At 64.7% G+C, this 12,177-nt stretch carries 10 protein-coding genes; 6 read left to right on the top strand and 4 right to left on the bottom strand.

Annotated elements, in window-relative coordinates; all coding sequences use genetic code 11:
• Nucleotides 1–185 precede the first annotated feature (185 nt).
• Entirely contained in the window at nucleotides 186–614 is a 429-nt protein-coding gene (locus AYJ54_RS25030; protein WP_063702968.1) for a CBS domain-containing protein, read from the top strand.
• A 12-nt stretch (nucleotides 615–626) separates the two neighbouring features.
• Here AYJ54_RS25030 and AYJ54_RS25025 read toward each other — a convergent pair whose 3' ends face one another.
• A complete protein-coding gene (locus AYJ54_RS25025; protein WP_063702965.1) occupies nucleotides 627–1,655 on the bottom strand; it encodes a patatin-like phospholipase family protein in 1,029 nt (342 codons plus the stop codon).
• A gap of 238 nt (nucleotides 1,656–1,893) precedes the next feature.
• On the opposite strand from AYJ54_RS25025, the gene AYJ54_RS25020 reads away from it, so the two are divergent.
• From AYJ54_RS25020 to AYJ54_RS25000, 4 genes are all read left to right on the top strand, one after another.
• A complete protein-coding gene (locus tag AYJ54_RS25020; protein WP_063702964.1) occupies nucleotides 1,894–2,964 on the top strand; it encodes a hypothetical protein in 1,071 nt (356 codons plus the stop codon).
• Between the two features lie 385 nt (nucleotides 2,965–3,349).
• Nucleotides 3,350–3,544: a hypothetical protein gene (locus AYJ54_RS25015; RefSeq protein WP_063703364.1), complete on the top strand. Its 195-nt coding sequence runs from the start codon at nucleotides 3,350–3,352 to the stop codon at nucleotides 3,542–3,544.
• A 36-nt stretch (nucleotides 3,545–3,580) separates the two neighbouring features.
• On the top strand, nucleotides 3,581–3,901 hold the full coding sequence (locus AYJ54_RS25010; RefSeq protein WP_063702962.1) for a YqfO family protein: 321 nt from the start codon (nucleotides 3,581–3,583) through the stop codon (nucleotides 3,899–3,901).
• A gap of 1,125 nt (nucleotides 3,902–5,026) precedes the next feature.
• On the top strand, nucleotides 5,027–7,489 hold the full coding sequence (locus AYJ54_RS25000; RefSeq protein WP_063702961.1) for a putative bifunctional diguanylate cyclase/phosphodiesterase: 2,463 nt from the start codon (nucleotides 5,027–5,029) through the stop codon (nucleotides 7,487–7,489).
• Here the strand turns inward: AYJ54_RS25000 and AYJ54_RS24995 are convergent.
• From AYJ54_RS24995 to thrS, 3 genes are all read right to left on the bottom strand, one after another.
• Entirely contained in the window at nucleotides 7,475–8,743 is a 1,269-nt protein-coding gene (locus AYJ54_RS24995) for a serine hydrolase domain-containing protein (protein WP_063702959.1), read from the bottom strand. The genes AYJ54_RS25000 and AYJ54_RS24995 overlap by 15 nt on opposite strands.
• 63 nt (nucleotides 8,744–8,806) lie before the next feature.
• Nucleotides 8,807–9,370, bottom strand: coding sequence for a nitroreductase family protein (locus tag AYJ54_RS24990; protein ID WP_063702958.1), 564 nt, complete (start codon nucleotides 9,368–9,370; stop codon nucleotides 8,807–8,809).
• Between the two features lie 94 nt (nucleotides 9,371–9,464).
• Complete coding sequence (gene thrS / locus AYJ54_RS24985) at nucleotides 9,465–11,507, bottom strand: threonine--tRNA ligase (RefSeq protein WP_063702956.1); 2,043 nt, start codon at nucleotides 11,505–11,507, stop codon at nucleotides 9,465–9,467.
• 185 nt (nucleotides 11,508–11,692) lie between these two features.
• Between thrS and AYJ54_RS52710 the strand changes: the two genes are divergently transcribed.
• On the top strand, nucleotides 11,693–12,177 hold a 485-nt coding region (locus tag AYJ54_RS52710; RefSeq protein ID WP_245329122.1), incomplete at its 3' end, for an MFS transporter.

The following is a 12,177-nucleotide window of genomic DNA, read 5'->3' as shown; positions in this document are numbered from 1 at the left end:
GCGGCGCTTGCGGCGCGGCCCGAATTCATCCATCATCGCGAAGAATGTTCCGAAGCAACAAGCCGCTAGCCGCGGTGCTTCGACAAGCGCCTGAGCACGAAACCGGCGCTGAAACTGTTAGTTGAAGACTCGCGAACAAGTCCGGACCGCTAGAAGCGGACGGAACGGATTCAGGGAGGCCGACAATGACGGTACGTTCCATTCTCAACACCAAGGGCCACCAGATCATGAGCGTCGAGCCTGACGTCAAGCTCTCGGCTGCGGTGAGGCTGCTCGGCGAGAAGAAGATCGGCGCGGTGCTGGTAATGAACCAGGGTCGGCTGGAGGGCATCCTGTCGGAGCGCGACATCGTGCGCGTGCTCGGTGAGCGCGGCGCGGGCGTGCTGGAGGAGTCCGTCAGCCAAGTCATGACCAGCAAGGTCGTGACCTGCAAGGAGACCGATACGGTGGCCGAACTGATGGAGACGATGACCACCGGCAAGTTCCGCCATCTGCCGGTGACCGACAACGGCAAGGTGGTCGGCATCATCTCGATCGGCGACATCGTCAAGCGCCGCGTCCAGGAATATGAGAACGAGCAGGAAGCCCTGCGCGACTACATCAAGACCGCCTGAGCCGAGCCGACCTTATTCGCCTGCTTTCGGTGCCGCGCCGTCGGGCGCCGGCGCGAGCATGTGGATCGCCTCCTGGATCGAGTCCAGTGCGCGTTCGGCCGCACGGGTACCGAACGCGATCAGATCGTCGGCGCGATGGAAGTCGAACCAGCCGATCTGGCCGACCCGCGGCGTGATCAGCATATCCGGCGGATCGCCGGCGAGTCTGGCACGGGTGATGCGGTCCTGCATGATGTTGAAGGCATCCACCATCACCGCGGAGATGCCGGGCCGCCCGCCGCCGCCGAAAAATTCGCGCTTCATCGTGCGCTCCGGCGAGAAGAAGCGCGGAAAGCGCCGCTTGGCCGGGACTTCCTCAGTCACCGGCGCGACCGGCTCGGGCATCGCCCCATGCGAATAGATCGTCGTGGAGTGGGTGAAGATGTCGCTGGAAAGGTTTGCCGCGATGACGATTTCCGCGCCGAGCGCGCGCGCGGCTGAGACCGGCACCGGGTTCACCAGTGCGCCGTCCACCAGCCAGCGGTCGCCAATCAGCACGGGCGAGAAGATGCCGGGCAGGGCGTAGGAGGCGCGCATCGCATCGACCACGCGGCCGCGCGTCAGCCAGATCTCGTGACCGGTACGGACTTCGGTCGCGACGGACGCGTATTTCACGCCGAGATCCTCGATCAGGGTCGAGCCGAGCGAGGCCTCGAGCTTTGTCGCGAGCTTCTCGCCGCCGATCAGGCCGGAGCCGTTGAGGCGGATGTCGAGATAGCCGAGGATGTTGCGCACCCCTTGCAGGCTGCGCGCCCATTCCTCCAGCGTATCGAGCTGGCCGGCCGCATAGGCCCCGCCGACCACTGCGCCGATCGAGGTGCCGACCACGACGTTCGGCACGATGCCGTTCGCAAGCAGGGTTCTCAGGATACCGATATGGGCAAATCCGCGGGCTGCGCCGCCGCCGAGTGCCAAGCCGATCACCGGCCGGCGGATGCTGCCGAGGCCGACCTTCTCGCCATTGGAGCCGTTTGCGCCCCGACCTTTCAACATGTCCAGCACCGAAACCCTCCTACGCCAGGGCCAGCCGCATCGCCAGATTAGGCACAGCACCGCGGCTCCGCCAGAACCAGGGCAAAGCATGGTTTATGCCGCTTTGGGGAGGGCACAGGGCAGGAGTATGGCGATGGGCGGTTGCCTCAGGACTAATCACGCAGGCTTCAACTAGGTTCCAAATGACCGTATTTCCTTGGGTTCCTGAGGCTTGAATTTGCCGCGTTTTCGGTGAAAAGCAGGAGACATGACTCGCGGGGGTGACGGCATCATCAGATGGCGGCGCAGCGTTCGGCTGCTGCCGGCGGTAACCCTTGCCGCATGTCTGACAATCTTCGGCCAAAACGCTGCCCAAGCGCAGCTTTTCTCCGATCGTCCGCCCCCGGTGCCGCCGGCCTCGGTGCCTGACCCCGGCGGCGCGGTGAGCCTCGCGCCACCTTCGGGGCCGGGGGCCGCGCCGCCCAGCTTGCCGCCGACCCTGACCCAGCCGACTTCGCCGACGATTCCGCCAGCGGTCTCGACCGTGCCGCCGTCCGCGCCGCTCAACGCCGCCGCCCCCGGACAGGCCGTGCTGTCGCTGACCGCCAAATACGGCAAGGACCTGCCCGCGATCAGCAGCGGACTGGTCTGGCGCGTGTTTGCTGACCGGCCCGACGAGAACGGCACGTTCAAGCTGATCCGCGAGGATCGCAACGCCACGCCCAATATCGTGCTGCCGCCCGGCAACTACGTCGTGCACGTCGCCTTCGGCCTCGTCAGCGCGGTGCGCACGGTGAGCCTGAAGGCGGAGACCGACCGTGAATCCTTCGTGCTGCCGGCAGGCGGCCTGCGCATCGAAGGCCGCGTCGGCACCAGCCGCATTCCGCAGAACCAGATCTCGTTTGCGATCTACAAGGGCAGCCAGTTCGAGTCCGGCGAGCGTGCCTCCCTGGTGCCGAACGTCGCCGCCGGCGACGTCGTGCTGCTGCCGGAGGGGACCTACTACATCATCTCCAACTATGGCGACGCCAACTCGGTGGTGCGCTCGGATATCCGCGTCCAGGCCGGCAAGCTCACCGACGTCACCATCACCCACCGTGCCGCCGTGATCACGCTGAAGCTCGTCAGTGAGAGGGGCGGCGAGGCGCTCGCCAATACCGCCTGGTCGGTGCTGACGCCGGGCGGCGACGTCATTAAGGAATCCATCGGCGCCTTTCCGCGCGTCGTGCTCTCCGAAGGCGAATACCGCGCCATCGCCAAGAACGAGGGCAAGGTCTATGAGCGCGGCTTTAACGTCGTGAACGGCGTCGACGGCGAAGTCGAGGTCGTCGCGCGCTGACGAACGCGGAATACATCCGGACTTCTCATTCAGCGCACCAAATCCGGTTGTGTGCTGGAGTAGACATAACGGACGTGGTACCGAAGTCTCCGTGCAGGGCGATCGGTGTCCGGTATAGCTTGCTAACGTTGTCATGCATGATAGTGAGCGGATGCTCACCTTGATGGTACTTGTGTTCTGACGTGAATACGGAGCCGCGGGTAACACCGATCGCGGCAGCTTATTCCCGGGGTGGTGCATTCGTCACAGCCGGCTCCCGCGGCGTAATTCCGATAATCAATTTTATTCTCTTTCCGTCCTGCTACGATATATGTCGGACATCCGGTCAAGGGTGTCGGAGCGCAGACTGCGCACCGGCAATGAGCAGGGGGCCCAGCCCGTCGGCATGTTTGAAGTGGTTCTAACAAGGCGCAAGCGGTTTGGCTGGCGGTGGCAGGTCTGCGACCAGTCTGGCAAGATATTTGCGGACGGGTTCGATCGCACTCGCCCGGCCGCCAAGTATCATGGCGAGCGCGCTCTGTTCTTTCTCCTGTCGCAGGCCTATCTGAACAATCGCTCCGCGGCGTCGAGCGAGGACTAGCGGCGCGCCTGCGCGTGTTCGCGCGGCGAGGGTTCGATGAAGCACTACAAGATCGTCGTCTTCGTGCCGGTGGTGGACGGCGATCGCGTGCGGCAGGCGATGGGCGATGCCGGCGCCGGCGTGATCGGCAACTACTCCTATTGCAGTTTTACAGTGAGGGGCATCGGACGCTTCAGGCCCGATGCCGGCGCCAGTCCGTCGATCGGCGAGGTCGGCCGGCTCGAGGCGGTGGAGGAAGAACGCGTTGAGACCGTGTGCGCGGCCGAGAAGCTTGCCGCGGTGCTCGCGGCGATCCGCCACGCGCATCCTTACGAGGAGCCCGCGATCGACGTCTATCCGCTTGAGGCGACAGGATAGCGCCCGGGCGAAACAGTGCCGCAGCCCCAGGTGAGCGAAGCGAACCCCCGGGGGCTGGTCGCCATCAGAATCCGGGATGTCGCGGAGCCTGTCATCGGGCGGCGCTCCGCGCCGACCCGTTGGCTCATCCGGTTACAATCACTTGTGTTGCCCGTCGGGCAAAACAGCCAAACTGTCGGTCAATGCCTGGTCGCCAAAATATTCTGCTTTACCGAAATTTGGTTTAGGCGTATGTTCGCCGCACTCCGGCCCAAGGAAGAGTGGGCGTATCGCGATCGTCACGACACGCGGGCCGGACGGCGGTGGACGTGGGCCGCGTTGGCACGAAAGTGGCCGCAGGGCGGGTAACCGTGAGCGAGCACGTCGTGCACACGACCGGTGCGACCTGCGTACGGCAAAATCGTGTGGTCCTGGCGCCCGAATCTGGCGCCAAGTCTTGTGGTGATGCATCGGCCCAACCGGGCGCGCGCATCAGCCATCCGCAAGGCGACGGGGGCAATTGGGTTCGACTCCCCGGGGAGCTCACGACATAAGCCGTTCCAACCACTGCGCAGGGAAGGCCGGGATTGTTTCCGGTTGCCCTGTGGTTGCTCCGCCTGTGCTTTGTAGCGCAGCCTATCCTGCGCACAGGCGGCCATGGGAGCCAGCCGGCTCCCGGTCTTCCCTGCGCCCTCTTTCATTCGAGAGGGTGAAGCGACGAAGCAAAGCTCGGGCGAACAAGCCGCGAGAATGCGAAGGTGTGTCCGCAATTGGCCATGCGAATTGAAAGAGCGATGCGCGTGCCCCACACTCCGTCATTGCGAGCGAAGCGAAGCAATCCAGAGTCTTTCCGCGGCGACAGTCTGGAATGCTTCGCTCCGCTCGCAATGACGACGTTGAAGCATTTGCGCAAACTGTCTCCTCAGTGTCGTCCTGGCGAAAGCCAGGACCCATTACCCCGGTCAGCGTTGTCCAGCTCCGGCCGTCCGTGCGTGAAAAGAAACTGTCATAGTCCCTAACACCCGCTAACCATCGCCTGACTTAAAACTGTCATAATCACCCTTTGCACCGCACGATCGCGCGCTTTTTACATGCCATTAAGCGGGCCTGCATTGGATGCGACGGGAAAGTGCGTTGGGGACGACGATGAGTGCCGCGAAGAAAGCGCTGGGGAAACCGGCCACCGAGATGTTCGACGACATACCGGTGCTTCAGCGCAAATGGCGTGCTGCGCTGCGTCCGGGCGAGCGGCTTCCGCGCTACGAGGACGTGATGCTCGGCAGCCTTGGCCGGCTCGCCGACCACATCGCGCTGTTGAAGGGCGACGGAGCGATCGAACTGTCGCGCAGCGGACGTTACGTACAGAAATGGCTCGGCGACGAGCGCTGGGACATCCCGGTCGCAGAGCTGGCGCCGGATTGCGCCACGGCGCTGTCGGAAGCGGTGGCGAGCGCGCTCGAGAACGGGCGTCCGTATCAGGCGAGCGCGCATTGCGTGCGTGACGGCATGGTCAGGACCTATGACGTGCTGGCGCTGCCGACCGCCTCGCGCTGGGGGGCGACGCTGGTCGGCGCCTATGTCAATGAGCGCGGCGCGCAATACAACCTTCTCGATGCAATTTTCTCGTCGACCGACGACGCCGTCGTGTCGCTGGCGACGCTGCGCGATGCGCATGGCCGGCCGTTCGATCTCCAGATTGTACATCACAACAGGAGCGCCGAGCTGCTGTTGAACGTGACGGGAAGTGGCCTGTTGTGGCGCCGTGTCAGGGAAAGCGACACGCTGCTCGCCTCAAGCGATGTCATGGCGATCCTGTTCGCGGCCGTCTCCGGCGGGCGCAGCGAGCAGCTTGAGATCGAAGCCGATGGCCGCTATCTGCGGCTGAGCGCCACCGCCTTTGCCGACGTGGTCTCGCTGACGATCTCCGACGTCACCGCCTTGAAGCGGCGTGACGCCTCGTTCCGCCTGCTGTTCGACAACAACCCGATGCCGATGTGGGTGTTCGACGCGGAGACGAAGAAGTTCCTCGGCGTCAACGACGCCGCGGTCCAGCACTACGGCTACAGCCGCGCCACCTTCCTGCGCATGACGCTGCCGGAGATCTGGCCGCAGGACGAGTGGGACAGCCACGCCGAGGCACTCGAACGCATTGGCGATGCCTATCATTCCTCGCGCAACTGGCGGCATCTGCGCGCCGACGGCAGCGAGATCGAGGTTTTGACCTTCGGCCGCCGCGTCACCTTCAACGATCGTGACGGCTATCTGGTCGCGGTGGTCGACATCACCGAACGGCGCAAGGCCGAGGCGCGGATCGCCCACATGGCTCACCATGACGGCCTCACCGACCTGCCGAACCGCGAATATTTCCGGGACCGCCTGAAACAGGCGCTCGACCAGGCCGGGGGCAAGCGGGTCGGCGTGCTCTGCATCGACCTCGACCTGTTCAAGAACGTCAACGATTCCTTCGGCCATCCCGTCGGCGACCGCCTGCTGAAGCAGGTCGCCGAGCGGCTCGCAACCGCGATCCGCGGCGGCAATCTCGCGGCACGGCTCGGCGGCGACGAGTTCGCGGTGATCCTGGCGGCGGACGTCTCGCCGAACGAGGCCAGCGCCTGCGCGACGCTGCTGATCGAGATGCTGAGCGCGCCCTACGACGTCGACGGGCTTGAGACCGTGATCGGCGCGAGCATCGGCATCGCGCTGTCGCCGGGCGACGGCGCGACGTCGGAAGAGCTGATGCGCAACGCCGACATGGCGCTGTACCGCGCGAAGTCGGACGGCGGCGGCGTGCACCATTTCTTCGAGCGGGAGATGGATCTCCAGGCGCAGAAGCGGCGCGACATGGAAGTCGATCTGCGCCGCGCCTTCGCCAATGGCGAGTTCGAGCTGCACTACCAGCCGCTGGTGTCGATCGCATCCGACCGCATCTCCGGCTTCGAGTCGCTCCTGCGCTGGCGTCATCCGGACAAGGGCATGATTTCGCCGGCGGAGTTCATTCCCGTTGCCGAAGACATCGGCCTGATCTCCCAGCTCGGCGAGTGGGTCCTGCGCGAGGCCTGTGCCGAGGCGGTGAAATGGCCGTCCGACGTCAAGGTCGCCGTCAATCTGTCGCCAGCGCAATTCCGCAGCCGCAACCTGGTCCAGGTCGTGATCTCGGCGCTGGCGCAATCGGGCCTGTCGCCGAAGCGGCTGGAGCTCGAGATCACCGAGTCGATCTTCCTGGCCGAGACCGATGCCAATCTCGCGATCCTGCATCAGTTGCGCGAGCTCGGCGTCGGCATCTCCATGGATGATTTCGGCACCGGCTATTCCAGCCTCAGCTATCTCCGCAGCTTCCCCTTCGACAAGATCAAGATCGATCGCTCCTTCGTGAAAGACCTCGCGCAGCGGCCCGATTGCGGCGCGATCGTGCGCGCGATCTCCGGGCTCGGACGCAGTCTCAACATCACCACGACGGCGGAAGGCGTCGAGACCGAGGATCAGCTCGACTGGCTGCGCGCCGAGGGCTGCAATGAGGTGCAGGGCTTCTTGTTCAGCGCGGCGCGGCCTGCCGCCGAGATCGCCAAGCTGCTTGCGGATTTCGGCCAGCGCGCCTCACGGGCGGCGTAGCTCGGGGGGATAGCAGTCGTAGACGAGCGCCTTGAAGGCGGGCGTGATCCGTCCGCGCTCGTTCTGGGTCTGCTGCATCATGAGGTAGACCATGTCGAGCTTGGGATCGACGCCGAAATAGGTGCCGCTGCCACTGTCCCATTTCAATTCGCCGATCGAGCCCGGCGGCGGTGGCTTCGCATTGCCGGGATCGGTGCGCACGGCAAGGCCATAGCCATATCCGAAGCCGTCGCCCGGAAAATAGAAATAGTCGCGTCCGACGCCGGAGCCGGGCCCGATGTGGTCGGTCGTCATGTCCTTGAATGCAGCCGGGCTCAGGTAGCGCTTGCCCTCGAATTCGCCGCCATTGAGCAGCATCTGCGCGAAGCGCTGATAGTCCGAGATGGTCGAGAGCAGGCCGCCGCCGCCGGACTGCCATTCGGGATGGTCCAGGCGCTCACGCTCGGCGTCGAGCAGGATCTGGTCGGTCGGCAGCGGCCGTGCCATCCGCGCAAGCTCGTCGTCTGTCTTCAGCACGAACTTGGTGCTGCTCATCCCGAGCGGATCGAGGATGCGCTGCTTCAGGAATTCGTACAGCGTCTGGCCCGAGATGATCTCGATGACGCTGCCGAGCACGTCGGTGGAATGGCCGTAGCGCCACAGCGTGCCCGGCTGCCGCGCGAGCGGCAGCTTGGCGATGCGATCGGCGAATTCCCTGTTGTTGAAATGGCCCTCGAAAATATTGGCGGCCTTGTAGGCCTGCTCAACCCATTTGCCGCCGATATAGTCGTAGCTGATGCCAGAGGTGTGCCGCATCAGGTCCTCGATGTTGACGGGCCGGACGGGCGGCACGAGATCGAGTGCCAGCGTGCCGTCGGGCTTGGTGACCTCGAGGCCCACCTTGGTGCCGGCAAACAGCGGGATGTATTTCGAGACGGGATCGGCGAGCGCGAGCTTGCGCTCGTCGATCAGCATCATCGCGCCAAGACAGGTGATCGGCTTGGTCATCGAGTGGATGGCGAAGATCGTGTCCGGCGTCATGCTGAGGCCGGTCCTGACGTCGCGCACGCCGAACGTCTTCAGATAGACCGGCTTGCCATGCTGCTGGACCAGGATGACGGCGCCGGGAAGCCGGCCGCTTGTCACCTCGTTGTCAAAGAATGCCGTGATGCGGTCGAGCTGTCCGGGAGCAGGAGCGGGGATGCTGGTGGCGCGGCCTCTCGCCATCGTCCCGGCCAGCAGCGTCGCACCGACCAGAAATTCACGCCGCCTCATCCGGGCTTCCTCCCTGGTCGGGATCAAAGCCGCAAGATGTTGGAGGCGTCAACAAGACATCGATTAAAATCGCGTCACGATTTCCGAAAGGCACGGCCGCGGGCGGTCCTCGCTCGGCTTGGTCGGCTTGCCGATATGCACGAAGCCGGCGAGTTTCTCGTCCGGCTTCAGGCCCAGCCCGTCCAGGACGTCGCGATCGAAGGCGAACCAGCCGGTCAGCCAGCAGGCGCCGTAGCCGAGTGCGGTCGCGGCCGTGACGATGTTCATGGCGCTGGCACCCGCGGACAATTCCTGCTCGAAGGCCGGCACCTTCGGGTGCGGCTTGGTGAAGCTGACGATGCCGATCACCAGCGGGGCGTCCGTGAGCCGCTTCCGCTCAATCTCGACGTCGGCCGCTGGCGCGGCCGGATTCTTCCGGGCAAAGACCTTGGCGATCACCTCGCCGGCGCGCTGACGCGCGTCGCCCTCGAAGATGATGAAGCGCCACGGCGTGAGCTTGCCGTGATCGGGCACGCGCGCACCGATGGTCAAGATGGTCTCGAGCTCGGCCGGCGAGGGGCCGGGGCCGGTCATCTCGCGCGGCTTGACCGAGCGGCGGGTCTTCAGGAGTTCGATGGCATCAAGCACTTTCGGTTTCCTCTACGGCTGGTCGTCGGGCGTGCAAGGGGGAGATAGGCATGCACGCCCGCAACCGAAAGCCGGTTTAGATCGATTTCAGGGATCAGACCGCGCCGCGCGCCCGCCGGACATCCGGCGGGGTCGCCTCGTCGACAAGCGCGGCCAGCGCCTCCTGCGTGGTCATCACCTTCTGACCGTCGCTGCCGAGGCGGCGGATGGAGACCGACTGCGTCTCGGCCTCCTTCTTGCCGACCACCAGCAGCGCCGGGATCTTGGCCAGCGAGTGCTCGCGGACCTTGTAGTTGATCTTCTCGTTGCGCAGGTCGATCTCGACCCGAAGGCCCGCGCGCCGCGCCTGCTCGACCACCTGCTTGGCATACTCGTCGGCTTCGGAGGTGATCGTGGTAACCACCACCTGCACCGGCGAGAGCCAGAGCGGGAAGTTGCCGGCATAGTGCTCGATCAGGATGCCGATGTAGCGCTCCATCGAGCCGCAGATCGCGCGGTGCACCATCACCGGCGGTTTCTTGCCGCCGTCGTGGTCGATGTAGAACGCGCCGAACCGCTCCGGCAGGTTGAAGTCGACCTGCGTGGTGCCGCACTGCCAGTCGCGGCCGATGGCGTCGCGCAGCACATATTCGAACTTCGGCCCGTAGAAAGCGCCTTCGCCGGGATTGATCTCGGTCTTGATGTGATTGTTCTGCGTCTGGATCTCGCGCAGCACCGTCGCCATCACGCGCTCGGCGTGATCCCACATCGCATCCGTACCGACGCGCTTCTCCGGGCGGGTCGACAGCTTCACAGTGAGATCGCCGGTGAAGCCGAAGTCCGCATAGGTCGACAGGATGAGATCGTTGATCTTCAGGCACTCATCGGCGAGCTGATCCTCGGTGCAGAAGATGTGCGCGTCGTCCTGGGTGAAGCCGCGCACGCGCATCAGGCCGTGCATTGCGCCCGACGGCTCGTAGCGATGCACCACGCCGAACTCGGCAAGGCGCAGGGGCAGGTCGCGGTAGCTCTTCAGGCCGTGCTTGAAGATCTGCACGTGGCCCGGACAGTTCATCGGCTTGAGCGCGAACCAGCGCTTGTCCTCGGCCTCGTCACCGGCCGACTGTGCCGCGAACATGTTCTCGCGATACCAGCCCCAGTGGCCCGAGGTCTCCCACAGCACCTTGTCGAGGATCTGCGGCGCGTTGACCTCGCTGTAGTCGCCGGTCAGGCGCCGGCGCATATAGGCGATGAGCTGCTGGAAGATGGTCCAGCCCTTGGGGTGCCAGAACACGACGCCCGGACCTTCCTCCTGGAAGTGGAAGAGGTCGAGCTCGCGCCCGAGCTTGCGATGATCGCGCTTCTCGGCTTCCTCGATCTGCTTCAGGTAAGCGTCGAGGTCCTCCTGCTTGGCGAAGGCGGTGCCGTAGATGCGGGTCAGCATCGGGTTGTTGCTGTCGCCGCGCCAATAGGCGCCGGCGACCTTCATCAATTTGAAGGCGTTCCCGATCTTGCCGGTCGAGGTCATGTGCGGGCCGCGGCACAGATCGAACCAGTCGCCCTGGAAATAGATCTTGATCGGCTCGTCGCCTGGAATGGCGTCGACCAGCTCGACCTTGAAGGCCTCGCCCTTGTCGCGGAACACCTGCTTGGTCTTCTCGCGATCCCAGACTTCCTTGGTGAAGGGTTTGTCGCGCGCGATGATCTCGCGCATCTTCTTCTCGATCGCGGCAAAATCTTCCGGGGTGAATGGCTCGTTGCGGAAGAAGTCGTAATAGAAGCCGTTCTCGATCACCGGGCCGATCGTGACCTGAGTGCCCGGCCAGAGCGATTGCACGGCTTCCGCCAGCACGTGCGCGCAGTCATGGCGGATCAGCTCAAGCGCGCGGGGATCCTCGCGGCCGATCAGCTCGATCTTGGCGTCGGCTTCGATGGGATCGTTGAGATCGGCGAGCTCGCCATCGAGCGCCATCGCCACCGTGCGCTTGGCCAGTGACGGCGAGATGCCCTTGGCGATGTCGAGGCCGGTGACGCTCTGGTCGAATTGGCGCTTGGCGCCGTCGGGGAAGGTGAGGGTAACCTTGGCGGCCGGGGTCACGGGCTTCAAATTGCTGAGGCTGTACTGGAAGCCGGATTCGGACTTGTGCTGGTCGGACATGCTTTTCTCCTGAGGCTCACTCCTGCGAACGAGCGCAGGTAAGCGGGAACGAGCGATATATCAGGCGATTCGGCCTGTGCAATCGGGCATTTCCAAGAAAATGGGTGCGTGAAACGAGTGGCTTGCACCAACTATTTCGCGCCGGTCCCTTTAACTCGCCGCTGACGCCCGCTACATGCACCTGCATGCAAATTGCCCCCGCCGCCGGCCGTTTCGCGCCCACCGCCCTGATGCTTGGAAATATCGTCACCGGCTGCTCGGTGCTGGCGCCGGCGGGGATGTTGCCGGAATTGGCGGCGGGGCTTGACGTCAGCGTCCATGCGGCCGGGCTCCTGATCACTTTTGGCGCGATCACGCTGTGCATCGGCTCGCCGCTGACGGCGTGGCTGACCAGCCGCATCGAACGGCGGACGCTGCTCACCGTAACGCTCGCGCTGCTTGCCGCGGGCAATCTCGCCTCGGCGTTTGCTCCCGACTACGCGAGCCTTCTCGCCATCCGCCTCGTGATGCTCGCGGTCGGCGCGCTCTATACGCCGCAGGCCGCCGGCACCGCCGCGCTGATCGTGCCGGTGGAGAAGCGCGGCAGCACCATCGCCTATGTCTTTCTCGGCTGGTCGCTCGCGGCCGCCGTCGGTCTGCCGCTGATCACCTTCATCGCCAGCCGTTATGG

It is taken from the genome of Bradyrhizobium centrolobii (assembly GCF_001641635.1).
Taxonomy (GTDB): domain Bacteria; phylum Pseudomonadota; class Alphaproteobacteria; order Rhizobiales; family Xanthobacteraceae; genus Bradyrhizobium; species Bradyrhizobium centrolobii.
The sequence above is the reverse complement of the archived record's forward strand: the minus strand, read 5'-3'. Positions and strand labels throughout refer to the sequence as shown.